Raw genomic sequence first — 23996 nt, 5'->3', positions numbered from 1 at the left:
GTTTTTTCGTTTCTGCACGACACTCGCTGGCGTTATGCGTGAGCAAGCTGCTTAGCTGATGCTTGGGTTAACACCTCACAGTGCGTCACATCAATCAGCTTATCAAGCTGGTTGCTCAATAGCTCAATGGCGCGCTCGGCTTGTACCTGCATATCTAACGCCATGCTAGCATCATCAAGCAGGCGCATTTGCATATTAGTGACGGTAAAACCGCGGTGACGCGTGACTCGCAGCACACGCTCAAGCACTTCAGGACGCTGTTGTACAGTTATCGCTAGGGTATGCATCATCTTCTTGTCTCCGTGTTTTCCATCATTTCAGAATTACTTGCCCCTGGTGGTACCAAAGGCCAAACGTTAAAGGCATCATCGATAGCCACATGCAGCATGTATGGGCCTGTGCTATTTAGCATGTCATCCAGTGCTTGCTCGACTTCACTTGCTTTAAAAATGGTGCGCCCTGGAATATCAAACGCGGCGGCCATTTTGACGAAATCAGGGTTATCAGATAAATCGGTTTCACTGTAACGCTCTTCAAAAAATAGCTGCTGCCACTGCTTAACCATGCCAAGTTTTTGGTTATCCAGTAACAAGATTTTTACCGGCAGCTTTTTGCGCTTAATGGTGGTGAGCTCTTGCACGTTCATCATAAAAGAGCCATCACCAGAAACCGTTACTACACAGGCATCTGTACGGGCGATTTGCGCGCCAATGGCTGCTGGTAAACCAAAGCCCATCGTGCCCAAACCTGCGCTTGATAAATGATCTTCAGGGCGACGAAACCACATATGCTGAGCAACCCACATTTGATGCTGGCCCACATCGCAGCTCACCACACTATTGTTTGGCAGCTTGTTGGCTAGGCGGCGCAGCATAGCTGGTGCGTAAATTAGCTCGCCCGGATGCTCATAACGCCATTGGTGAGTTTGATACAGCTCTGCAACTTCCGCGCGCCACGGCTTAATGCTGACTTTGTCAGTTAATAGCTTAGTCAGCTGCGGCAATACCAAGCGCAGCTCAGCGCCAATGGCGACATCAGGCATACGCAACTTGCCAAGCTCTGCAGCGTCGATATCAAGGTGTACCACCTTGGCATTGGGCGCAAAGGTATCTAACTTGCCGGTAACCCGATCATCAAATCTTGCGCCCACTACGATGAGTAAGTCGCTATCTTGCACCGCAAGGTTTGCGGCTTTGGTGCCATGCATGCCTAACATGCCAAGGTAACCTTCTGTGCCATGGGCAATTGCACCTAAGCCCTTAAGTGTGGCAACACTTGGGATTTGCGTGGCATCAATAAACGCACGTAAATGCCCTACTGCGCCCGCCATGCCCACACCGCCGCCAACATACAAGATTGGCTTAGTTGCATTCTGGATAAGCTCTGCAGCCCGGCTTAGCTCATCAAGTTCAGGCTCTTGTTCTTTAGCAACGGATTGTAGGGGCGCCTTGTACTCTAGCTGTGCCACTTGAATGTCTTTAGGGATATCAACTAACACAGGGCCAGGGCGACCAGAAGCGGCGATTTCAAATGCCTGATAAAGCGTTGGGATCAGCTCATCAATGCTATTAACCATAAAACTATGCTTGGTGCATGACAGTGACATACCTAGTACGTCAATTTCTTGAAATGCGTCAGTACCGATAACCCCGGTTGGCACTTGGCCGGTAATGGCCACCACAGGAACAGAGTCAAGCAAGGCATCGGCAAGTGAGGTGATAAGGTTAGTCGCGCCAGGGCCTGAAGTGGCAAAGCACACACCGGTTTTTCCACTGGCGCGAGCATAACCTAACGCGGCAAATGCGGCGCCTTGCTCGTGGCGACTGAGCACGTGCTCAACACTACTGCCATACAGGGCATCATAAATTGGCATAATCGCGCCACCTGGATAACCAAATACCGTGTTAACGCCATGAGCAGCTAACACCTTGATAACTGCATCTGCTCCGCGAATTTTCTGCCCTGTTCCCATCATTTACTTCAACCTAAGTTACGTTTTCCAAAGCCCTAAAACGAAAAAACCCCCGTTCCTTTCGGAGCGGGGGTTTTGCAATCTTTTACTGACGTTAAGTCTGATTAGATGCCATACACCACCCCCGCTGTGATTTAATAATCACGACGGTAATAATCTCAATAATGAGTGCAGTGGCTTGATTAAACATAATTTGGCCTGTTGTCCTAATCGAATAAATTTAGTGTCATTAACGCTATTGCGTTCTGAGCTACTACTAATACCAAAAGCAGCACCAGAAGCTGTGCTATTACAAGTACCACAAAAGCTTTTCGTGGCACAAGGGTTAATCTGCGTTGTAAAAAAAATTTCAGCGTCCTTGCCGAGACAATGCAAACAACAACAAAAAATATTGTATTGACGATCAATCATTTAAACTCTCCTAATCGACCATCAATACTAGGGTCTGTAGATCTTTGCTGATTAGAGTTTGTTCGAATTAAAAGCACTTTAATCGCGACGCGAGCGATGACGTCTAGTCACCTAAACAAATTCGCTCGCAACAAAGAGTAAAGTGCTTTTAAACGAACCTTTCAGGCAGCGCTTGTTGTCATTTCTACTGCGTTAACGACTTATCATGTGGAACAACCACACATCAAAGTCGTTGCCTTGTATAAATTTCCAACAAGCAGCTGCAAAAATAATCTTGAAAGACCTACAGACCCTATCATTTGTTCTAAACTTGCCTGCCTGACTACTGAAATCTTTTCCTAAGCAGGAACTACTCGTTAGCTAGAAACAATTATTGGGCTTCAACAATGCGCTTCATGTCGGTCATGTAACCGCGTAACTCTGCGCCGACAAATTCAACATCAGTGTTGCGGATCGCCTGATTCACCTCGATTAAACGCAGGTTATCAACACTGTTTGAGCTGTCGCTTAATCCTGAACCTAATACCTCAGCTGGCATAGCATTTACGTAATCTCGTAGCAGCGGCAGTGCAGCATGGTTAAATAGATAACAACCATACTCAGCAGTATCAGAAATCACCACGTTCATCTCGTATAGACGCTTACGGGCAATGGTATTGGCGATAAGCGGCGTCTCATGCAGCGACTCATAGTATGCAGACTCTTCAACAATACCTGCAGCAACCATGGTATCGAACGCTAACTCAACACCGGCTTTGATCATAGCAACTAGGAAAATACCTTTATCAAAGTAGGCTTGCTCGTCGATATGCTCATCGGTAACAGGAGCATTTTCAAATGCGGTGTCATTGGTTTCACTGCGCCAGCGAAGTAGGTTTGCATCGTCATTGGCCCAATCTTCCATCATCACTTTTGAAAACTCACCGCTAATGATGTCATCCATGTGTTTTTCAAATAACGGCGTTAAAATTTGCTTTAACTCTTCAGCCATATCAAAGGCTTTGATTTTGGCTGGGTTTGAAAGACGATCCATCATGTGGGTGATACCACCATGCTTCAGCGCCTCGGTAACCGTCTCCCAGCCTTGCTGAATAAGTTTGGCGGCATAGCCAGGCTCAACACCATCAGCCACCATCTTGTCGTAGCCCAAGATGGCCCCCGTTTGCAGCATGCCGCACAAAATAGTTTGCTCGCCCATTAAGTCAGATTTCACTTCAGCGATGAAAGATGAAAGCAAGACACCAGCGCGATCACCGCCGGTTGCACTGGCATAAGCTTTGGCAATCGCTAGGCCATCTTCATTAGGGTCGTTTTCAGGGTGAACAGCAATCAAGGTCGGTACACCAAAGCCACGCTTGTACTCTTCACGCACTTCAGTACCTGGGCACTTAGGCGCCACCATAATCACTGTTATATCGTCACGAACCTGCATGCCCTCTTCAACAATATTAAAGCCATGAGAATATGACAGCGTCGCGCCTTGCTTCATCAGTGGCATAACAGCATTCACCACATTAGAGTGCTGTTTATCTGGCGTTAAGTTTAATACTAAATCAGCTTGTGGGATCAACTCTTCAAACGTGCCGACAGTAAAGCCGTTATCGGTGGCTTTTTGCCATGAAGCACGCTTTTCAGCGATAGCCTGTGGGCGTAGCGCAAAAGAGATATTTAAACCAGAATCGCGCATATTAAGACCCTGATTTAAGCCTTGCGCACCACAACCGAGAATAACAATGTTCCAGTTTTTAATGTAATTACAACCGTCGCTGAACTCACTTGGGTCCATAAAACGACACTGCCCTAACTGGGCTAACTGCTGACGTAAATTTAAAGAATTAAAATAATTCGCCATCTCTGGTACCACCTTAAAAACAGATATTTTGGACACAATCTATTAGCTTCTAAATGCGTTTTAATTTGCGAGCTAATAGTGCGAATGACTTCAATATAGCGGATGCGAATGATTGCTTAAAATGATATATTCGAAACTTAACATTGCATTTTATGCAATATAATTGTTCGATATATTTGACTACGGCTCTCGCTCTCGAGCAGCACGCTCAAAGCAACTAATACACGAAAGAGGTATCAATGGATATTAAGGCGCTCAAGTTGTACCTAACTTTATGTGATACCTTACATTTTGCCAAAACGGCAGAACAATCTCACATGAGTCCATCGACCTTAAGTCGGGCATTGCAGCGCCTTGAACAACAAGTTGGTAATAAGCTATTTGAGCGAGATAACCGCAGCGTTAGCATCACCCAGGCAGGGATTGAATTTAAGCACTTCGCCCAACAAACCTTGGCAAATTGGCACGAGTTGCAGCTCAAGGTCGACCCAGACCAAAGCGTGCTAAAAGGTAAACTCAACCTATATTGTTCGGTTACTGCAGCCTATAGTCATTTGCCTGCGCTACTAGATAAATTTCGCCGTGAGCACCCACAAGTAGAAATTAACCTGATCACAGGCGATGCGGCAAACTCAGTGAGTGAAGTAAAAAACGGCCGCGCTGATATCGCCATTTCCGCCTATCCAGATGACTTCCCCAGCAACCTGCACTTCGCCCATATTGACGTAGTACCATTATTATTGCTGGCCCCTAATATGCCATGTCAGGTGCAACAAATGCTTAATCAGGCCAATATCGAATGGCAAGCTGTGCCGTTTATTGTGCCAGAGCATGGCCCAGGATTACGGCGCGCCGAAAACTGGTTCAAGCAAATGGCAATCAAGCCAAATATATACGCTCATGTGTCAGGCCAAGAAGCCATGACCTCTATGGTGGCACTTGGCTGCGGTGTGAGTATTACCCCAGATGTAGTACTGAATAACTCACCAGTAAGAGACAGAGTACAGATTATTGACTCGCCAATTGAGATCCCAGCATTTGATCTTGGTTGTTGTTGTAAAGAAAAACGCTGCGACGAGCCACTTATTAAGGCATTTTTGGAAGTGATATAAGCCCGTAGGCTTATCAGCTAATACTGAGTACATGGAAACGCTAGCAGTTTAGACTCTAAAACGACTGAATATCGATATGATACAAGTACAAAGTAAACTGAAGCATAAGCCTCATTGTTCTACTACACTGATGATGGCTACACCATCAAGCTTATAATTTGTATCGAATAAATCATCAGCTTGAACGGTAGAATTTACCCACAAAGAAACAAAAGGATTTGTTTATGGCAATCGCCTGCGTTACCACTCGCGCAGCCTCTGGAGTCGAGGCTCCTAAAGTTACTGTTGAAGTTCACTTAAGTAACGGCTTACCTGCATTTAACCTTGTTGGACTGCCTGAAACCTCAGTGAGAGAAGCCAAAGAGCGGGTTCGCAGTGCATTAATTAACGCAGGCTTTGAGTTTCCACAGCGTAGGATCACCATCAATCTTGCCCCTGCCGATCTCCCTAAACAAGGCGGCAGATACGACTTACCTATCGCCATAGGCATTCTGGCTGCGTCAGAACAGATTCCGCTTAACAGCATCAAAAATTGCGAGTTTATTGGCGAGCTTGCCCTTAACGGAGAGGTGCGCGCTTGCAATGGTTTATTGCCTGCGATTATCGCCGCCAAAGACGACCTGCATGGGTTATTTATTCCTGTTGATAATCGTCATGAAGCCGAATTAGTAGGCTATCGTGATACTTTTTTTGTTGCTCATTTACAGCACTTAAGCGCTTTTTTACAAGGCCAGGCGCAACTGCCACTTGTGGACACCACACCTCAGTGGATAGAACAAGAGGAACAGCAAACCTCGTTATGTTTAAGTGAGGTCATCGGCCAATATCAGGCAAAACAAGGCTTAGAGATCGCCGCAGCTGGCGGTCACAATTTGCTATTTGTTGGCCCGCCAGGTACTGGCAAGAGTATGTTGGCAAACCGCATTATGCCATTGCTACCCAAGCTCTCTTATGAAGAGGCAATTGAAGTTGCCGCAATTCACTCTGTTGCCGGACTGCACATTAAGCCTCAAGCGTTTCTACAAAGGCCATTTCGCGCTCCGCACCATACCTGCTCGAATATTTCATTGATTGGCGGCGGCAGTAACCCTAAACCTGGTGAAATATCGCTATCTCATCGCGGGGTGTTGTTTTTAGATGAAGTCGCCGAGTTTCCACGGAAAATCCTCGACTGCCTGCGCGAGCCGCTGGAAACAGGCGAAATAATCATTTCCCGCGCTGCAGCTAAGCTAACGTTTAAAAGTCGCTTTCAGCTGATTGCGGCAATGAACCCTAGCCCATGTGGCGATGCCGATAATGCCCGTGCAACCCCAGATCAAATCTTGCGTTACTTATCTCGCCTCAGCGGCCCATTTTTAGACAGATTTGATCTCACCATTGACGTGCCCAAACTGCCAGCTGGCACCCTTGCCAATAATCAACAGCAAAAAGGTGAAACCAGTATTGAAGTTGCCACGCGTGTCGCGACAGCGCGCCAGTTGCAACTTAACCGCCAAGGTGTACTTAATTGCGAGCTTGGCCCTAAACAGCTTGAGCAAGTCACTCAACTTAGCCATGCCGATCTGCTATTTTTAGAGCAAAGCGTCACCGCTCTTGGATTGTCAGTACGAAGCTTTCACCGCATCCAACGGGTCGCGCGCACCATAGCTGACCTACAACACTCACCCAATATAGATAAAACTCATCTTGCCCAAGCTCTGGGGTATCGAGCCATGGATAAGCTACTCTCTCGGCTGACTAACCACTAAAAATTTGCTGTCACAGATTGAGCAATTGCTCTTGTGCGAGTAACATAAGCCTCCATTTAATTTAAGGAGGAATGAATGTCACTATTTGCCAAAATCCGCGGTGGATTCGCATTTTTAGGGTATGTATTAAATACCTTTTTTTGGATCGTACCGATCTTGATTTTCAGCATAGTGAAATTGATTCCAATCGCGTCACTGAGAACAGCTTGTAGTTATATTCTCGATAATTGTGCTTCAGCATGGATTAGCGTCAACACGATCATTGAGTCCGTTATGCACCCGTTGCGAATTAAGCAAACCGGTGACAGCAACTTCAGTGAAAAGCAGTGGTACATGGTGATAGCCAATCACCAGTCTTGGGTAGATATTCTGATCTTGCAGCGAGTACTTAACCGTAAGATCCCGTTTTTAAAGTTCTTTTTAAAACAAGAATTGATATACGTCCCAGTTCTTGGTTTGGCTTGGTGGGCACTAGACTTCCCGTTTATGCGCCGCTATAGCAATGCACAAATCAAGAAGAACCCTAAATTAAAAGGCAAAGACATTGAAGAGACGCGCCGCGCTTGTGAAAAGTTTAAATACAAGCCTGTTAGCGTGATGAACTTTGTCGAAGGTACTCGCTTTACCGATAAAAAGCACAGCAAGCAAGGTAGCCAATTTGACCATTTGCTCAAGCCCAAAGCTGGCGGCATGGCATTTGCGCTATCAATGTTAGGTGAACAAATTAACACCTTAGTTGATGTCACAATCCATTACCCAAACCGTGTGCCGACATTTTGGGAGTATATTTGTGGCGAACTTGACGAAGTCAATGTGGATATTCAGATTCAAGCGATACCTGACGCCATGCGCGGTGACTATATAAATGACCGCCAATTTAAAATTGACTTCCAGGAACACTTAAATCAAATCTGGCTAGCTAAAGATGAACGTCTAAGCGAGCTTAATCAGATATCGGCCCAACTCGATGCACCACTAAATGCATCTACTGAGCAAGTTAAACAAGAGGTATAAGGCTTAATGCTTTCGTTTCTACCTGGCCCAATTTTGTTTGTAATAAGTACTTTGCTACTTATTATCAATACCACCATTTGGGGCAGTATTATTAGTATTGGTGGGATAGTAAAACTGCTCATTCCTGTCCAGGCATTCCGAACACAATTATCCCGCCTAATGAACCGCTGTATGTGGTGTTGGGCGACCTGTAATGGCGGTATTTTAAAGCTTATCACTCATATTGAGTGGGACGTGGAAGGGCTAGAAAAGCTAAGCCCAAATGGTTGGTACTTGCTCATTTGTAACCATGTTAGCGGCTTTGATATTGCGGCCAAAACCTACTTGCTGCGTAACCATCTACCTATGCTAAAGTTCTTTTTGAAAAAAGAACTGCTATATGTGCCGATCATGGGCTTAGGCTGCTGGGCGCTTGATATGCCGTTTATGAACCGTACAAGCCCAGCCAAACTAAAAAAGAACCCAAAGCTCAAGGGCAAAGATTTAGAAACCACACGCAAGGTATGCGCGCGCTTTAAATATTTACCGACTGCCATCATTAACTATGTAGAAGGTAGCCGCTTTACTGAAGATAAGCGCAAAAGACAAAACTCACCCTATCGCTATTTATTGCGCCCGAAAGCAGGCGGTATCGCCTTTACCCTATCTGCCATGGGTGAGCAATTTGAAGGTCTAGTTAACATCACACTCGTTTACCCGGACGCGCAGGAAGATGTGCTTTTTGGGGTGATGAATGGTCGAGTGAAAAAAGTCGTGATGAAAATTGAAGTGCTGCCAGTACCTGAGGTGAACGCCGACGAGTATTTCTCACAAGCTGAATATCGAGTAGAGTTTCAGCGCCAACTAAACCAAATTTGGGAACAAAAAGATGCGCTAATCCATGAAGTGCTTACTGAGTATGATTCGCATCATTTAAAATCATAAACCTAAATTGACCATAAAAAGCGCACTAAAGTGCGCTTTTTTTTCGCCTGACACTAATTTACAAAAAAAGCTGCTAACAACCAGCTGCATTTTGATTAAAGAATTGAATTTTCACGGCTTACAAGTAAGATTATTGTAAGATGAATGTTCGCAATGTAAATGTTAACAGGTGCCGTTTGAAATTAAGTGATATAACTTGTTTGCTAAGTCGACTAATGACGTTTGCAGTGGTTTTTCTATCACTCGCAGCAACGGCGCAATCTCAATCCCGCTATAACGATATCGCTGAAGTAAAATTTCAGCGTTTTGTCAGTGCCAACAAGCTAAACCAGAACACCATTACCAGCCTGTTTATGGACAGAGCAGGCATGCTGTGGGTCGGTACTCAAGATGGTCTACACAGTTACAACGGTGTTGAGTATCAGCTTTTTATAAAAAACATCGACAACAATGCAAGTATCTCTGGCAACTATATTTCTGACATTACTCAGTCACCTGATGGAAGCTTATGGGTGGGCACGTTTAATAGTGGTCTCAATCGGCTAGACATTACCACTGGCAAGTTCAACCACTTTGGTGAAGAGCAAGGTTTAAGCGAACTGCAGATCACCAGTCTAGATGTGATTGGCGATACATTATGGGTAGGGACTCAATCTGGGCTGTTCATTGTCTCGCTAAAAACTAACAAGGTTTCCCCCATTAGCCTAGGTAACACTGTGCATCCTCAGATCACTCAGGTTGCCAACATTGATGACAATTTTGTTATTGTGGGCACCCAAGATAGCGGCACCTTCGCTATTGACTCTAACACCATCATACGACTTGATATTCCATCAAGTATGTCAGTTAGAAAAATCCGCTCAAGCTCGATTTACTCAGTTTGGCTTGCTATCGATAACCAAATCTGGCGCTACAACCTCGACACCCATGAAAAACAACTCATCTGGACTAAAGACTACAGCTATAACGACTTAGGCTTTATTCAAGATTTTGTCGTTGTCAGCCCAACTCAAGTTTGGGCCATCAGCAATAATGAGGGTGTTTTCCAGCTCGACTTCGACGGCAGTAAATGGCAAACCAAAGTTCATACACATGACCCACAGCGACTATCAAGCGTCAAAGAAAACAGCGTGCAAAAACTACTGCTAGACCGCAACGGCGTATTGTGGCTCGGCATGGGGTACGCAGGAATTGATCAGCTCGACTTAAGCCATCAGTACTTTAACCATCTGTTTGACTACCGCAGCGAACGCCAGCGTATGGCGAACATGATCCGCGCAATCTATCGCGCCAATGACGGCAAGCTATGGATAGGTACTGAAGGGGCTGGAGTCAAGTACCTCGACAATAACAATCAATACCAATACATCAATCAATTGTTTGCAAAAGCGCTTTCCACGCCTGAGTCACAGCTTAAAATCTCTATTGGCGACATCATTCAGGACCGTCAAGGTAGCCTATGGTTCGCCTCTAATTATGGCGTTGGTAAGTTAGACAAAAACAACCAATTCAAAATGGTAGTACAAGCCGATCCCAAGTTAAGAGCCGACACCAAAGCGATTAGCCTGGCGATAGATGATAAACACAGGGTTTGGGTTGCCACCAAGCTTGGTTTGTATTTCATCTCTGAAAATACTGATGTCATGTACGCCTACAACTTTGGCTTTCAAGATGACTACTCACCCTTTAAGCACCGAATTATCAAAATTCATTACGATCAAGACCATTTATGGTTAGGCACTATGGGCGGCTTAGTTCGTTTAAAGCCAGAGGAAAAGCAACTCGACTTTCTGCAACATGAGAAGAACAAGCCTGATAGCTTGAGCGATAATCGCGTACGCGACTTCTTACTTACTAAAAGTGGCGACTTCTGGGTGGCCACTCATGCCGGTATCGATCGCTTATCAACGGCCTATGGTGTGTTCTCATTTGAGCATGTCGATGTAAATGCCGACAAGGTAAGCAACACTGTTTATGGCATGCTGGAAGACAATCAGGGCCACCTTTGGCTTAGCACTAATTCAGGGATCACCCGTTATAACCCAACAGATCATAGCTTTATTAGCTACAACCAACATGAAGGCTTACAGGCAAATGAATTTAATGGCGGTGTGACTCATAAAGATGCCAACGGCGATATGTGGTTCGGTGGCATCAATGGTATTAACCACTTCTCACCACAGCAAGTGCCAATCAAACGCCCTACAACTCCACTGGCGTTAACCCAATACACCATAGGTGAGACTAGCCATCCTATTCTCGACTTAGCATCTACGCCGCATATTGACATGCCTTACGAGAAACAAGTGATTAGCTTTGAAGTCAGCTCACTTAACTTCCTCTATCCAGGCTTAAATCGCTTTAGTTACCGACTAACAAACTTTGACCAGCGCTGGCATAACCTCAAAGATGGTAGCAAGATCACCTACACCAATCTGCCGCCAGGTGAGTACCAACTTGAAGTGAGACATGCACTTGGCAGCAACCCGTTTGCCGAGCCTGGGCTAACTGTACCCGTGTCGGTGATCCCGCCATTTTATATGACCCGCTTTGCCTATCTGCTGTATACCTTGCTTGCGCTCACGGCTATCGCCATTTTGTGGATTTCACGCAGACAGAAGGTGCTACAGCGTAAAGAGTTCGAAACCAGTATTCGCGCCTCAGAAGAGCGATTAAAACTCGCGCTTTGGGCATCTGGCGATGGTATGTGGGACTGGAACATTAAAGAAGATGCGGTTTATCGCACCAACTTATCATTGCCAATTCAAATCGAAAGCGAAAATCAGCTGCTGATTAAAAATATTCACAACGAAGATAAACCTAAGGTACAGGCCCTACTTAACCAGCACCTTGAAGGTAACAGTGAGTTTTTTGAAGCTGAATATCGTATTGAGTCAGAGCCGGGTAAATGGATATGGCTGCTTGACCGAGGTCAGGTTGTAGAGCGTGACAACAAAAATGCCCCCGTACGTATGGCGGGCACTCACAAAGATATTACTAATCGAAAAGTCACCGAAAACGAGCTCAAGCTGTCATCACAAGTGCTGTTTAGTATGAACGAGGCGGTTGTGGTAGGCGAGCTAGACTACCGCGTGCGCTCGGTTAACCCAGCCTTTAGCCGTATTACCGGCTTTAAGCCCAAAGAAGTCGCTGGCAAACACTTCTTGTTCCTCGCTATGGGTAAACGCTCACGTGAATTTTATCAAGCGGTTGAGCGCCAACTGCTGCGCCATAAGCACTGGGCTGGCGAGATTAAAATTCGCACCAAAGATCGCAAAGGTATTCTCGCTTGGCTTGAAATCAACCAGGTACTTGATAACAAAGGTGAAACCAGCCACTTTGTTGCAGTATTTACCGATATTACCGCACGTAAAAAAGCCGAAGAAGACCTGCGGGTACTGGCAAACTTTGACCCACTAACCGGTCTGCCAAATCGCACTTTATTCCAGGACAGACTCAATCAGGCGCTAACTAAAGCCCATCGAGCCAATTCAATCGTCGCCCTGCTGTTCCTCGATCTGGATCGTTTTAAACACATTAACGACTCAATGGGTCACCACATTGGTGACTTACTGCTTAAAGCCGTGGCAAGTCGCTTACAAAACTCAGTGCGTGAAGGCGATACTGTCGCGCGTTTAGGCGGCGATGAATTTACCATCGTCCTTGAAGGGGTTGCCAAAACCAAAGCCGCCACTGTAATCGCTGAGAAGGTGCTGCACGCTTTCCAAACGCCATTTTTATTGGATGATAAGACGCTCACCATTTCGCCGTCGATAGGCATTAGCTTGTATCCAAACGATGCGACTGACACCACTAACCTAACCAAGTACGCAGATACAGCTATGTATCACGCCAAATCGCTTGGGCGTAACAACTTCCAGTTCTACACCGAGCAACTCAATAAGTATGCGACGCGCCATGTACAGCTTGAAGCAGGTCTGAAGCAAGCCATGAGCGAAGAAGAGCTGTATTTGGTATATCAACCTAAATATGACGTTAAAACTCAGCAGATCATCGGCCTAGAAGCACTGCTTCGCTGGGAAAGTCCAGAGCTAGGCTTTATCTCGCCAGCAGAGTTTATTCCACTGGCAGAAGAAACAGGCATGATTAACCAAATCGGTCACTGGGCAATTAACCAGGCTTGTGGTCAGCTAGCACAATGGCATCAAGCCGGGTTTGAAGATATTTCAGTGGCAGTGAACCTGTCAGCCAGACAGTTAAAAGCTGATATTATCTCGACCATTGAGGTCGCCCTTGCGGTATCAGGCTTGCCAGCAAGCGCCTTAGAGCTAGAGCTTACTGAATCTATGATTATGGGTAACCCACAAGACTCGGTAGATATTTTGTCACAGCTCAAAGCGTTGGGACTTACCATTGCGGTTGATGATTTTGGAACCGGCTATTCAAGTTTGAGTTACCTAAAACGTTTCCCGATTGATACTTTGAAAATCGACCGCGAATTCGTACGTGATATTACTGAAGACCCAGATGATGCAGCAATTACCAGTGCAATCATTACTCTTGCTCACAGTCTTGAGTTAAATGTAGTGGCAGAAGGCGTAGAAACTCATGCGCAGCTGTCATTCCTAAAAGAAGATGGCTGTGACCAAGTCCAAGGCTTCTTACTCAGCAAGCCACTGTCACCTGAAGACTGTTTAGCCTTACTGACTGAAGAGAAAAAGAAACGCCTAGCACTACCAAAAGGGTTGGTCCTAGAGTAGCTGTAAAGTAGCAGCGAAATAGGAACAAGCATTTCTTGCTTGCCTAGAAAGCTCTCATCACAAATCACTCATAAAAAAGGCGCCATCGGCGCCTTTTTCAATTAATATCCGCGAATTAACCTTGCGGTGCAACGCGCTCAACTTTTTGTACCCAGCCCTCAGGTGCTGCCATCAAGCCTTTTTGCATATCAGTATAAACCTGATAGATACGCTTAATTCGTGGGCCAACACTGCCATCACCAACGGTCACGATACGGCCATCTTCGAAGATATACGAGCTCACTGGAGAAACCACAGCTGCAGTGCCAAAACCGCCAGCTTCAACAATCTCACCAGCTTCAATATCAGCGATAAACTTATCGAGCATGACTGTTTCCTGGCGCACTTCGCAGCCAAGTTGCTCACCAAGCTCCATGATAGATTGCGAGGTAATAGATTTTAAAATGGTGTCAGTAAACTCAGGAATAATGACAGTGCCATCTTTTAAGATGTGGAAGTGATTCATCGCGCCCACTTCTTCAATCTGAGTATTGGTTGAGTCCAAATACAATACCTGCGCTGCGCCGTACTCTGCAGCAGCCTTGCCAGCACGTAGTGATGCCGCATAGTTACCGGCAGCTTTAGAAGCGCCCGTGCCACCAGAAACAGCGCGGTGGAACTCAGTGCTGATAAGTAAGCGAATGCCTTCATTAACGCCATCAGCTGAGTAATACGCGCCAGATGGACTTAACATGACGCAGAAGGTGTACTGCTCACTTGGGCTAACAGATAGACGATCTTCTGTTGCAAAGATGAATGGGCGAATGTACAAGCATGCACCGTCTTGCTCTGGGAACCATAAGCGATCAACATCAATCAAAGCATTGATGGCATCCACTTGTAATTGCTCGTCAATATTCGGAATACATACGATATCTGCCGAGCGATTCATACGCTGAGCATTTTTGTTTAGGCGGAAGGTATAGATTTCGCCGTCATCATGCTTAAAGGCTTTTGCACCTTCAAAAATTGATTGGCCATAATGCAATGTCATTGCCCCTGGCGCCATTTCAAATGGTCCATAAGGCACAATACGCGGGTCGACCCACTCACCGTCACGATAATCCATCAAAAACATGTGATCAGTTCTAAGCTTACCAAAGCCAACATTACCTTCTGGCTTGAATTGCTCAGTGCGGCGCTCTGAAGCGGGTTTTAAATTATATTTTATTTCCATTGCATACCACCTTTAAAACAGAGCTTGCAGACTATGGAGGCTAGCTAACAAAGTCAAGTTGTCGTGTTTAATCTTCAACTAAAATACGTCAATTGAAATGAACAAGCACCCAGATTCTACTCAAGTCGCTAATGCTGATTACTTGAACGAGCTTGCACTTACATATACCCAAACAACCTCAAGATGCATGTTCAGCGAGAATAGATTGGTTTTCAGGCTCGGCGAGGATTTGATACATAGTTACTCTAGGTTAATAATCAGCAGCAAAGCATGAAAGACAATCAAAATCGCCGTTTGGGAGCGACTCATTAGGCCCATTTCTTTGTTGAAACGCCTAGAAAGAGAATGCCATTACGTCGACTTTTCGCCTCGAACTGAACCGAATGAGATGCTCTGCACCCTGTATATCGAAGTTGCTTGGGTATAAAGTCATTATTTTAGATTAATTTATCGTCACTTAACGTTTTCTGCTGTTCCTATCAGGGCTGGCACTGATAGAATCAAGGCTCCACCATGAAACTGACAGGACGCGCCATGAGCCTTGAACTATTGTCCCAACTGGAAAGCAAGATCCAAGCAACACTTGAAAGTGTAGAGCTACTAAAAATGGAGCTCGAAGAAGAGAAACAAAAGAACGAACAGCTTACTGCTAAAAATGAGCAGCTTCAGCAAGATCTAAACTCATGGAATGACAAGGTGAACGGCCTTGTTGGATTGCTAAATAGCGAAACCTAATTAGCTGATTTCTAGCACTTGTGTCATACCCTCAGCTACTGAAATAGCGTGAGTAGTCAAAGCAACGACTGAGTGCCTAGCTAACCCTTTGCAGTGAGGGCGAGATTAATATAAAAAGAGCAGGCAATGGCCTGCTCTTTTTATATTTACGAATTGTTATTTATGAAGACTAACATGCTAAAAGCTGCGTGAAGCTCTCATATTATCTAAGCAGGGCCCGGACTCACCTTTTGCGACTCAAGTAGCGAGTTAAGCTCAGAAATAGCTTTTCTTACCTGTGGCAGACTACGTTTAGGCATCAAAAAGCGCCCATTTGAAAACTCAAGTTGACCGAGATCCTTGACCCAAATCACCCCAGTTAAGAAAATTCTGACATGCTTAGCGATGAGTTTAGGAGAATAAACGGGAAACATGCGCATACTGCCTCCGGCTGTATAATTGTTCTATGTTTTTCCAATACTCAAATTAGACAGTATTGGTTTTCACAAGTTTCACGAAGCTTACGACTTTTTTATGAATTTGAGCTTAATCACAAGGCGACAATAAAATGTCACTTGCCAAAAAATTGACACACTGTTACTATCTGTATCGTTACTCAGGGTAAAAACCGAGTCAATTGACTCTATTCCGTATCGCTTCGGCATACGGTTTTTTTTTTCCTAATGATTTATATCTAACTAAATCATTGATCTAGTCTCAAGATATTAGGCTCCACCACTCCATCTGCCTATTAGCATAACTTACTAAGACTATTCCAAAGTCGTAACGACTATAAACAACAATTAATGTTTGAGGCGATAAAAAAAGCAGCCATTTGGCTGCTTTTAATTAGTTAGATATCACTACTTGAGACTACTTGTTCTCAGCTAGGTAGTATGCAATCGCTAACAGCTCGTCGTAACTTTTCACTGCACCGGTTTCAACACGGTACTTACCATTAACCACTAAAGCCGGTACGCCACGAATTTGCGCGTTTTCAGTTTCCCGCTTCATTTTCGACATCTGCGCTTTCACCATGAAAGAGTCCGCTGCTGCATCGAAGTCTTTACCGTCAACACCGTAAGCGATAAATAGTTTACGAATATCGTCACGTGTAACAAAACGCTGCTTCTTATCGTGAATAGCCTGGAACAGTGCGTGTTCAATCTTCTTTTCCACTTTAAGCTGATGCGCTACTGCGAAAGCACGAGACATTTCAATACCCATGTCACGACCAATAAACTCAACGTGATTTTGATTGAACTTCACACCTTTAGGCAGAGTTTTCTCAATTGTTGGGATAACGTTTTTAGCAAAGTTGTAGCAGTGACCACAGTAGAAAGAGAAAAACTCAGTAATTTCAGGCTTGCTTGAACCTGGGCCATTGTTAATGACGGTGTAATGTACACCTTCTTCGTACTGAGCGGCATTGGCAGCTAGTGGCGCGAATAATAGTGCAGCCATGACCAATAAAACTTTTTTCATTTTAGTTCCTTAGTGTGTTCTACTGTTCGATTAGTAGCGGTTCGTGACTGTATCATAATAGAGCCGAGTCACTGAGCTCAATCGCTTTTTAAGAGTATTTGTAACAAAATACCCGCTTGCGGTTAAGTAAATTTTTATTAACCCTTTCATTGCAAGTTAGCAACTGAGCTCTACAAATTTGCGATTAGTATAAGGTTAAACATGGCTCCTGCAGTGCACTTAATTGCTCTTTAAAAGCCAGTGTTTGCTGTTCCCAGTATTTGACATCACCGAACCAGGGGAAGTTCATTGGAAATGCAGGATCTTGCCAACGTTTAGCCAGCCAAGCGTTGTAGTTAAGCATTCGCAAAGCCCTTAGCGGTTCAATCAGTGCTAATTCACGTTTATCAAAGTCGCTAAATTCTTGATAACCTTCAAGCAGAATATCTAACTGCAATGTTTGCTGCTGCCTATCACCCGTTAACATCATCCATAAATCTTGTACTGCTGGGCCTTGCTTGGCGTCATCAAGGTCAACAAAGCCTGGGCCGTCTGGGGTCCACAAAATATTGCCAGGATGTAAGTCACCGTGTAGGCGTAATGTCGTGCCTTGATAATTACGCCACTGCTGCTGAGTCAACTCAAGCACCTGATCTGTTACCGTAAAAAATGCCTGTTGCATGGCTTTGGCAACCATGTTCGATTGCTTTAAATATTCAAGCGGCTGCACACCTAAAATTTCAGGTGTCAGTGACTCGCGATAGTTAAATGGATTTTGCGCGCCGTATTGATGAATACGACCAATAAAGCGCCCTACTGATTCGAGCTGGTCAAGGTTATCCACTTCAAATGAGCGGCCGCCAATCGATGGGAACAAGGTAAATCGGTAACCTTGATAATGGTGCAATGTCTTGCCATCAACGCTAACCGGCACAGCGATAGGAACTTCGTTATCTGCCAGTGCCTGAGTATATTGATGTTCTTCTAATATTTGCTCGTCGCTCCAACGCTGCGGGCGATAAAACTTCACCACATAGCGATTACCGCGATCGCAACGAAACTGGTAAACCCGATTCTCGTAGCTATTAAGCGCCAATAATCCTGTTTCGGGATAAATATAGAGACTCTCAATGGCATCTAAAATCAAGTCAGGAGTGAGCGCCTGAAAATCAAAAGCGGCTGTCGATTCAGCCGTATTTGCACCGTTTCTTTCGGTCATAGTGTTATCTTCAATCATGCTATGATTTGACCTCAACTAGGCTTTCATCTCTAACAAGTAGGGTTGCAGCAAGCTCGCGAGGTAACTTACTACTTCAAAGTCTTGCTCACGCTCTGCTTTGAGCCAGCACACATTACCATAAAACTCGTATTCTAACGTTAGCGCGCAAGATTCAAAATCTAAACGCCATTGATGTCTGTCTGCACCCCATTGGCGCTGGAGGATTTGGCAATCAAGCGCTTTTGCCAGCGGCTCAGCAAATTGCTCAAAGCGATCGAAATCGACATCGGCTTCTAAAATCAAACTTTGGCTATCGGTATCTAGCTTTAATGCGTGAATGGTTAACATATGTGGTAGTTACATCTTAATTAATCTAGAGATGCTCAAGTGAGAAGCACCTCGGGGTAAAAACATCGGCGTTAAGTAGTGCTAACTACTGCAAGACAAAATCAGCCCTTCGCCCCACTGTGGCGGTCGCTGAGCAAAATGTTCAAACTCAGCCCGCTCGGTAAATGGCGTGGCTAATGCTCGCTGCAGTTGTTTTAGCTTACGGTTATCACCATGCTGCTCAATATCAATAATGGCTTCTTGGGCTAAATAGTTACGTAAAATATAGGCGGGGTTGCAGTTATCTCGCGCCTGTTGCCACAAAGCTAAATCATCCACGCAGCCTACTCGTTTTTGATAGGCTTGATACCAATCATCAAATCCAGCGAGATCAACAAAGTCATCCCTAAGACTGCTGTGCTGACTAGCTATATCAAGCTTGCCAAACTGACGAAACGCTAAGGTGTAATCAAGATGATTACGCTCAAGTAGCTCAGTAAATTGACCGATTAATTTTAAATCTTCGCTTTGCTGCTTTGTAAGCTCACTGCTTTTGCTGCTAGCGTTTTCAGAATTAGCATCACTGCCACCATCTAAGCCACTGAAGCCAAACTTATTCCCCATCAGCGCAAGATAGTGTTTCACTAACTCTGCTTGATAGGTGTTAAGGGCGGCGACTAAATCATCTGAGGTTAAGTCGTCTGAGCTAATGAGTGGTGTCAGTGCCTGAGCAAGGCGCTGCAGGTTCCACAGCCCAATGCCTGGCTGCTGACCAAACGCATAGCGTCCATTATGGTCGGAGTGATTACAAATAAAGTCTTCTTTGAAAGTGTCGAGAAATGAAAACGGTCCAAAGTCAAAACTGTCGCCAATAATCGACATATTGTCGGTATTCATGACCCCGTGAGCAAAACCGACAGATTGCCAATGAGCTATCATTTTTGCTGTTAGCGCGACAACTTCATTAAACCATTGCACGTAGCCTGCTCTATCACAGCTTAAGTGGGGAAAGTGCTGCTTAATAGTGAAGTCCACCAGCTGCTTTAACTTGGTGGCACTACCCTGCTCGCTATGACAAAAATACTCAAAGTGACCGAAACGAATATGAGTTTTGGCCAGCCTTACCGTTATTGCCGCGGTTTCTTGATCTTCACGATAAACAGGTAGGTCTGAACCAATTACCGCCAGCGCACGAGTCGTGGGTACGTTTAAAGCCGCTAACGCCTCGGAAATTAAGAACTCGCGCACAGCAGAGCGCATTACCGCGCGTCCGTCGCCATGGCGCGAATAAGGCGTCGGGCCGCCACCTTTTATAGCTACATCCCAAGCGCCAGCATCACCGAGTGCTTCACCTAGTATGATGGAGCGCCCATCGCCTAATCTCGGCGTATAACCGCCAAATTGGTGACCGCTGTAGACCTGAGCATAATAACTCGCGCCTGGGGCCGCGATATTGCCAGACAGTTGCATCAATAAGTCATCATCCGCAACTGGGTTACCAATCAACTTGGCAGCCTCCGCGCTCCAGCCTAACCAATGTGGATTAGAAATCGACGTGGGATAAACTTGCGAGTAGAAGCCTTCAAGCTGCTCAAAAAAATCTTGTTTAAATTCCATCAAACGCACTCGCTTCAACTAGCTGCTGACAGCGCATGTTACCTGAGTCATCGGTTTGACATTGATGGCCACACACATAGGCTTGCTCTAGAGGCAGCTTACTCATTTTCAGCTTAACTAAACCTCGGCCTTTGGCCTGACATTGCTCGACAGTATCGTAATAGCCAGCGATAAATTTTTGCTCAAGATACTGAGCTGGCGCTTGCTGCTCATCACCAGCATAAAACAATGTCCATTCAGGAGTGCGAATACAGCCAGATAAACTCACAAGCCCTGCGATAACAACACCAAGGGTTAACTTTGATAACCATTGCGTTCGAGCATTGTCTGGTGTACTTGCAAACTGCTTCATAAACTTATCACCTTGTCGCATTTTTAGAGCTACTGAATTGTCATGGTGCAGATTATACGTAACACATATCAATAAACTGCAAATAAAAAACGCGAACCTAATGTTCGCGTTTTAGGGTTAGGTATTATCATACCTTATAGGTCAACTATTGTTGCATGAAACTCTGTAAATACTTGCGTCTTGCCCTAGAGTTGGTGCGACCTCAGCTAAGCACCCGCTTTAGCCTGAGCTTTTTCAATACGATTAATTCGACCTTCAAAGCCCGTTACTGTGCCATCGGTTAACTTATGGCTTAGTGCTTGCTGACAAACCTCAATCGCCTGGGAAAATTTAGCGGTATCAGTGAGTAGTGTCGCTAAGTGCATATGTACTAAGGATTTAGTATCTGCTTTATCACCGGCTTTATTAAGCTGGTCGTAGCTATCGATATAACCCTGAGCTAAGTCTGCACCAAACTGGCAATAATCAGCTTGCTTACGCATTTTATAGCAATGGGCGATTACGCTCGCTAAAGCTTGTTGTTGAGCTTCCGTGCCAGACTCAGCCTGCTGATACTGGGCAAAGGTTGCATTAAACGCATCACTCGCCCAATCGCCAGGGGTAGCAAGTGCATTGGTCTGGGTTTGTGGCTCTGGCTCTGGCTCTGGCTCTGGCTCTGGCTCTGGCTCTGGCTCTGGCTCTGGCTCTGGCTCTGGCTCTGGCTCTGGCTCTGGCTCTGGCTCTGCAGATTTAACCACATCCTCTGACGTTGCAACGTCTTGTTCTACTGCATGTTCAACAGAATCAGATTCAGCAGGTTCAGATTCCAGCTCAACCGCTTTATGCTCAGTTGCAGGTGCTTTTGGCGCCATTGGCGCTGGCTTGTCTTGTTGCTCTTGCTCTGCCACTTTTTTGGTGCGCTTAAATAGGTAAAACGCCACCACAACCAGAACAAGGATAAAAATAAATTTCATTGTTTCACCAATTCATCCAGATTGATTTGATTCTAAGACCCTAACCATAACGCTCGGTAATTAAGCACGTATTATTAATCTCGCGATGATAAGCATTACCAATGAATATCAACGTATCCGTTAGGCAGATGTTTTTTTAATCAAGCAACTCAGTTTTAAAGCATTTGCGGCTACTAAATCAAGTATTTACCCCCAACAACCAAGGAATTTACTTAAATACAGTGATCTAGCCCCTATCAGTAACACTTTAAGTGCTTTTGTGCGTTAGCTCATAAATCTACAAGGTTTAATTTGAGGCGACGATTTATCCCGCATAAACTGACAATAACCTAGTACTACGCTAGGTTATTTACAGAACGGTTCAACGACATTCTGATGAATAACCAGCATATCAAGTACTAGCATGTATGAGAGGTAGATGATGGCAGACACACAAGTACTTAGCGGCAAATTACTTTATGAATTCAATACCATTTCAGCGATGGTAGAGATTTACTGCAAGGCCCATCATAAAACCAACTCCAAATCAGGTGTGTGCGAGCAATGTCAGGACTTTTTAGCCTACGCAAATACCCGTTTAGATCGCTGCCCTTACGGGCAAGATAAACCTACTTGCAATAAATGTCCGGTACACTGCTACAAGCCACATATGAAACAAATGGCCAAAGAAATCATGATTTACTCAGGTCCTCGTATGTTGCTACCCCACCCAATCATGGCAATTAAGCATCTGCTCGCAGAACGCAAACCAGCACCTGGTAAACCACCAGCAGGCCAGTCTAATCGCCACATTCGCAAAGCAAGTCAGGCCTAGGCAAGTTTCATCATTAAGGTAATTGTCTTAAAGCTTAAGTTGCCAGCATAGAGTTGTTATTTCCCTTAGCCAATTTATGGTATCTTGAAGCAAACTATTCACAACGAGGTTGTTATGACACGAATCGTTAAACTTATCTCAGCGGCAGTGTTGATGACTGTTGCTGTATTTAGCTCTTACACCTGGGCAGACGACTATAGCGATGCCTTAAAGAACTTCAAAAAAGCAGAAGAATCACGCGAGTTTTTTGGTAACGCATATGGCTATGCCATCTTCCCAACAGTAGGTAAAGGCGGCTTCGGAATTGGCGCGGCTTACGGTAAAGGCCGGGTTTATCGTGGCGGTACACATACGGGCGACTCTACGCTGTCGCAAGTTTCTATTGGTTTTCAGTTAGGCGGACAGGCCTATAGCGAAATCATCTTCTTTAAAAACGCTGAGGCATACAATGACTTCACCAGCGGCAGCTTTGAGTTTAGTGCCCAGGCTTCAGCGGTAGCGATTAACGTTGGTGCTAGCGCTCAGGCGGGCACAACCGGTAACTCAGCAGGCGCAGGGCAAGCGGGTAGCAATCACAATGCTGCCGCGCAATATGTCAACGGCATGGCAATTTTTACCGCAGCTAAAGGCGGCCTAATGTATGAAGCTGCACTTGCAGGACAATCATTTACCTTTGACGCTAAATAACCTGATCACGGGATAACAAACCGAACTCCCGCAACTAAACGAGCAAAACAAGAGGCGACTCATTGAGTCGCCTTGTTATTTCTGCTTACTACCAAGTAGCTAACTACTCATGTCCCCAAGGTGTCGGCGGCGTGGAAACAGGCTTAGTTAAATCAAACTCGACTTTAAAATTTCTATTCTCACGAGTTAGTTGATAGGTAAATACCTTGTCATTAATGCCCATGTGCCACACATTGGTCACCGACTGAGTTAAACCGTTTTCTTTAAAGTTGTTGATTGAATAATCATCGACTGGAAATGACTGCCAGCTAGCACTTCCGCTATCAGCTGTGTCACCACCATACATAGTCACTTTATCTTCACTACCATCTTTGTGGCGGTGATCATGCTTTAGCTGTAAGCCTGATTCAGTTTTGGTTAACACCCAAGTGCGCGAGTGATCTTCCCCCACATGAAACGGCACTTTGATTTGCTTGTCACCACATTCACGTACATGCATCACCAAATAGTTGTTGGCGAAATCTGCATCAGCAGCATCGGTAGACACAACTTTGCCAGCATAGGCTTTACCACAATGCTTAGCAATCGCCGCCATAAACGCATCTTGCTCACTTGATTGTGCTAAAGCTTGAGTCGGTAATAATGCGCTCACCAATAGTGCAGCACCTGTCGCTGCGGTTAAAGTTTGACTGAATGTCATGACACTTCCTTGAAGTAGTTATACCAATTAGCACAAATATGTGAGCATTCTTACTGGTTAAAATCGCTTATAACTTCGTTATAAATTTTGTAGGTAGAATAATAGCTAGCTGCAATTTCTGCCTTGTTCTAAGCGATTTTTCCTGCGTAATCTCTGATCACTAACTTATCCCAATTGAT

Annotated in this window: 20 protein-coding genes; 8 read left to right on the top strand and 12 right to left on the bottom strand. The window is 45.0% G+C overall.

The features are described 5' to 3' along the window. Positions 1 to 32: 32 nt before the first annotated feature. The 3 genes from ilvM to ilvC form a co-directional block, all read right to left on the bottom strand. Positions 33 to 290 carry an acetolactate synthase 2 small subunit gene (gene ilvM, locus G3R49_RS16880; RefSeq protein ID WP_167870437.1) on the bottom strand — a complete coding sequence of 86 codons (258 nt, stop codon included), beginning with the start codon at positions 288 to 290 and terminating at the stop codon, positions 33 to 35. Continuing rightward, the gene (gene ilvG / locus G3R49_RS16875) at positions 287 to 1972 is read right to left on the bottom strand and encodes an acetolactate synthase 2 catalytic subunit (RefSeq protein ID WP_167870453.1); all 1686 of its coding nucleotides are present in this window, start codon (positions 1970 to 1972) and stop codon (positions 287 to 289) included. Before ilvG ends, ilvM begins: the two co-directional genes overlap by 4 nt. A gap of 781 nt (positions 1973 to 2753) precedes the next feature. Next, a complete protein-coding gene (ilvC, locus tag G3R49_RS16870) occupies positions 2754 to 4235 on the bottom strand; it encodes a ketol-acid reductoisomerase (RefSeq protein WP_130600645.1) in 1482 nt (493 codons plus the stop codon). 239 nt (positions 4236 to 4474) lie between these two features. Here ilvC and ilvY point away from each other — a divergent pair, with 239 nt between their 5' ends. From ilvY to G3R49_RS16845, 5 genes are all read left to right on the top strand, one after another. After that, positions 4475 to 5347 carry an HTH-type transcriptional activator IlvY gene (gene ilvY, locus G3R49_RS16865; RefSeq protein ID WP_167870436.1) on the top strand — a complete coding sequence of 291 codons (873 nt, stop codon included), beginning with the start codon at positions 4475 to 4477 and terminating at the stop codon, positions 5345 to 5347. A gap of 224 nt (positions 5348 to 5571) precedes the next feature. Beyond that, positions 5572 to 7095, top strand: a complete 1524-nt coding sequence (locus G3R49_RS16860) for a YifB family Mg chelatase-like AAA ATPase (RefSeq protein WP_167870435.1) — start codon at positions 5572 to 5574, stop codon at positions 7093 to 7095. A gap of 75 nt (positions 7096 to 7170) precedes the next feature. Next, entirely contained in the window at positions 7171 to 8109 is a 939-nt protein-coding gene (locus tag G3R49_RS16855; RefSeq protein WP_130600641.1) for an acyltransferase, read from the top strand. A 6-nt stretch (positions 8110 to 8115) separates the two neighbouring features. Continuing rightward, complete coding sequence (locus tag G3R49_RS16850) at positions 8116 to 9033, top strand: acyltransferase (protein ID WP_130600639.1); 918 nt, start codon at positions 8116 to 8118, stop codon at positions 9031 to 9033. Positions 9034 to 9248: 215 nt separating this feature from the next. Further along, the gene (locus G3R49_RS16845; RefSeq protein ID WP_245335391.1) at positions 9249 to 13754 is read left to right on the top strand and encodes an EAL domain-containing protein; all 4506 of its coding nucleotides are present in this window, start codon (positions 9249 to 9251) and stop codon (positions 13752 to 13754) included. A gap of 115 nt (positions 13755 to 13869) precedes the next feature. Here the strand turns inward: G3R49_RS16845 and G3R49_RS16840 are convergent, their stop codons facing one another. Continuing rightward, entirely contained in the window at positions 13870 to 14970 is a 1101-nt protein-coding gene (locus G3R49_RS16840; protein ID WP_130600635.1) for a branched-chain amino acid aminotransferase, read from the bottom strand. Positions 14971 to 15504: 534 nt separating this feature from the next. Between G3R49_RS16840 and G3R49_RS16835 the strand changes: the two genes are divergently transcribed. Continuing rightward, positions 15505 to 15705: a cell division protein ZapB gene (locus tag G3R49_RS16835; RefSeq protein WP_130603465.1), complete on the top strand. Its 201-nt coding sequence runs from the start codon at positions 15505 to 15507 to the stop codon at positions 15703 to 15705. A gap of 206 nt (positions 15706 to 15911) precedes the next feature. Here the strand turns inward: G3R49_RS16835 and G3R49_RS16830 are convergent, their stop codons facing one another. The 7 genes from G3R49_RS16830 to G3R49_RS20010 form a co-directional block, all read right to left on the bottom strand. After that, positions 15912 to 16124, bottom strand: a complete 213-nt coding sequence (locus G3R49_RS16830; RefSeq protein WP_167870433.1) for a DUF1107 domain-containing protein — start codon at positions 16122 to 16124, stop codon at positions 15912 to 15914. Positions 16125 to 16557: 433 nt separating this feature from the next. After that, the gene (locus G3R49_RS16825; RefSeq protein WP_130600631.1) at positions 16558 to 17169 is read right to left on the bottom strand and encodes a thiol:disulfide interchange protein DsbA/DsbL; all 612 of its coding nucleotides are present in this window, start codon (positions 17167 to 17169) and stop codon (positions 16558 to 16560) included. 184 nt (positions 17170 to 17353) lie between these two features. Then, positions 17354 to 18367 carry a serine/threonine protein kinase gene (locus tag G3R49_RS16820; RefSeq protein ID WP_130600629.1) on the bottom strand — a complete coding sequence of 338 codons (1014 nt, stop codon included), beginning with the start codon at positions 18365 to 18367 and terminating at the stop codon, positions 17354 to 17356. Positions 18368 to 18403: 36 nt separating this feature from the next. Next, a complete protein-coding gene (locus tag G3R49_RS16815) occupies positions 18404 to 18715 on the bottom strand; it encodes a DUF3630 family protein (protein ID WP_130600627.1) in 312 nt (103 codons plus the stop codon). An 81-nt stretch (positions 18716 to 18796) separates the two neighbouring features. Next, positions 18797 to 20311 carry a YdiU family protein gene (locus G3R49_RS16810; RefSeq protein ID WP_167870432.1) on the bottom strand — a complete coding sequence of 505 codons (1515 nt, stop codon included), beginning with the start codon at positions 20309 to 20311 and terminating at the stop codon, positions 18797 to 18799. Continuing rightward, complete coding sequence (locus G3R49_RS16805) at positions 20301 to 20663, bottom strand: hypothetical protein (protein WP_130600623.1); 363 nt, start codon at positions 20661 to 20663, stop codon at positions 20301 to 20303. Before G3R49_RS16805 ends, G3R49_RS16810 begins: the two co-directional genes overlap by 11 nt. Before the next feature lie 206 nt (positions 20664 to 20869). Then, positions 20870 to 21616 carry a hypothetical protein gene (locus tag G3R49_RS20010; RefSeq protein ID WP_210147260.1) on the bottom strand — a complete coding sequence of 249 codons (747 nt, stop codon included), beginning with the start codon at positions 21614 to 21616 and terminating at the stop codon, positions 20870 to 20872. Positions 21617 to 22037: 421 nt separating this feature from the next. On the opposite strand from G3R49_RS20010, the gene G3R49_RS16790 reads away from it, so the two are divergent. Both G3R49_RS16790 and G3R49_RS16785 read left to right on the top strand, forming a co-directional pair. Then, entirely contained in the window at positions 22038 to 22430 is a 393-nt protein-coding gene (locus G3R49_RS16790; protein ID WP_130603463.1) for a nitrous oxide-stimulated promoter family protein, read from the top strand. Between the two features lie 114 nt (positions 22431 to 22544). Continuing rightward, a complete protein-coding gene (locus G3R49_RS16785; protein ID WP_130600619.1) occupies positions 22545 to 23117 on the top strand; it encodes a YSC84-related protein in 573 nt (190 codons plus the stop codon). A 103-nt stretch (positions 23118 to 23220) separates the two neighbouring features. Here G3R49_RS16785 and G3R49_RS16780 read toward each other — a convergent pair whose 3' ends face one another. Next, entirely contained in the window at positions 23221 to 23817 is a 597-nt protein-coding gene (locus tag G3R49_RS16780; RefSeq protein WP_130600617.1) for a hypothetical protein, read from the bottom strand. Positions 23818 to 23996: the final 179 nt, after the last annotated feature.

This window comes from Shewanella sp. WXL01 (genome assembly GCF_012263345.1).
GTDB lineage: Bacteria > Pseudomonadota > Gammaproteobacteria > Enterobacterales > Shewanellaceae > Shewanella > Shewanella maritima.
This window is presented reverse-complemented; position numbering and strand designations above follow the sequence as displayed.

Excerpts from the sequence above, each read along its gene's own strand:
- ilvM (WP_167870437.1), bottom strand. The coding sequence starts at position 290 with ATGATGCATACCCTAGCGATAACTGTACAACAGCGTCCTGAAGTGCTT.
- ilvG (WP_167870453.1), bottom strand. The coding sequence starts at position 1,972 with ATGGGAACAGGGCAGAAAATTCGCGGAGCAGATGCAGTTATCAAGGTG.
- ilvC (WP_130600645.1), bottom strand. The coding sequence starts at position 4,235 with ATGGCGAATTATTTTAATTCTTTAAATTTACGTCAGCAGTTAGCCCAG.
- ilvY (WP_167870436.1), top strand. The coding sequence starts at position 4,475 with ATGGATATTAAGGCGCTCAAGTTGTACCTAACTTTATGTGATACCTTA.
- G3R49_RS16860 (WP_167870435.1), top strand. The coding sequence starts at position 5,572 with ATGGCAATCGCCTGCGTTACCACTCGCGCAGCCTCTGGAGTCGAGGCT.
- G3R49_RS16855 (WP_130600641.1), top strand. The coding sequence starts at position 7,171 with ATGTCACTATTTGCCAAAATCCGCGGTGGATTCGCATTTTTAGGGTAT.
- G3R49_RS16850 (WP_130600639.1), top strand. The coding sequence starts at position 8,116 with ATGCTTTCGTTTCTACCTGGCCCAATTTTGTTTGTAATAAGTACTTTG.
- G3R49_RS16845 (WP_245335391.1), top strand. The coding sequence starts at position 9,249 with ATGACGTTTGCAGTGGTTTTTCTATCACTCGCAGCAACGGCGCAATCT.
- G3R49_RS16840 (WP_130600635.1), bottom strand. The coding sequence starts at position 14,970 with ATGGAAATAAAATATAATTTAAAACCCGCTTCAGAGCGCCGCACTGAG.
- G3R49_RS16835 (WP_130603465.1), top strand. The coding sequence starts at position 15,505 with ATGAGCCTTGAACTATTGTCCCAACTGGAAAGCAAGATCCAAGCAACA.
- G3R49_RS16830 (WP_167870433.1), bottom strand. The coding sequence starts at position 16,124 with ATGCGCATGTTTCCCGTTTATTCTCCTAAACTCATCGCTAAGCATGTC.
- G3R49_RS16825 (WP_130600631.1), bottom strand. The coding sequence starts at position 17,169 with ATGAAAAAAGTTTTATTGGTCATGGCTGCACTATTATTCGCGCCACTA.
- G3R49_RS16820 (WP_130600629.1), bottom strand. The coding sequence starts at position 18,367 with ATGACCGAAAGAAACGGTGCAAATACGGCTGAATCGACAGCCGCTTTT.
- G3R49_RS16815 (WP_130600627.1), bottom strand. The coding sequence starts at position 18,715 with ATGTTAACCATTCACGCATTAAAGCTAGATACCGATAGCCAAAGTTTG.
- G3R49_RS16810 (WP_167870432.1), bottom strand. The coding sequence starts at position 20,311 with ATGGAATTTAAACAAGATTTTTTTGAGCAGCTTGAAGGCTTCTACTCG.
- G3R49_RS16805 (WP_130600623.1), bottom strand. The coding sequence starts at position 20,663 with ATGAAGCAGTTTGCAAGTACACCAGACAATGCTCGAACGCAATGGTTA.
- G3R49_RS20010 (WP_210147260.1), bottom strand. The coding sequence starts at position 21,616 with ATGAAATTTATTTTTATCCTTGTTCTGGTTGTGGTGGCGTTTTACCTA.
- G3R49_RS16790 (WP_130603463.1), top strand. The coding sequence starts at position 22,038 with ATGGCAGACACACAAGTACTTAGCGGCAAATTACTTTATGAATTCAAT.
- G3R49_RS16785 (WP_130600619.1), top strand. The coding sequence starts at position 22,545 with ATGACACGAATCGTTAAACTTATCTCAGCGGCAGTGTTGATGACTGTT.
- G3R49_RS16780 (WP_130600617.1), bottom strand. The coding sequence starts at position 23,817 with ATGACATTCAGTCAAACTTTAACCGCAGCGACAGGTGCTGCACTATTG.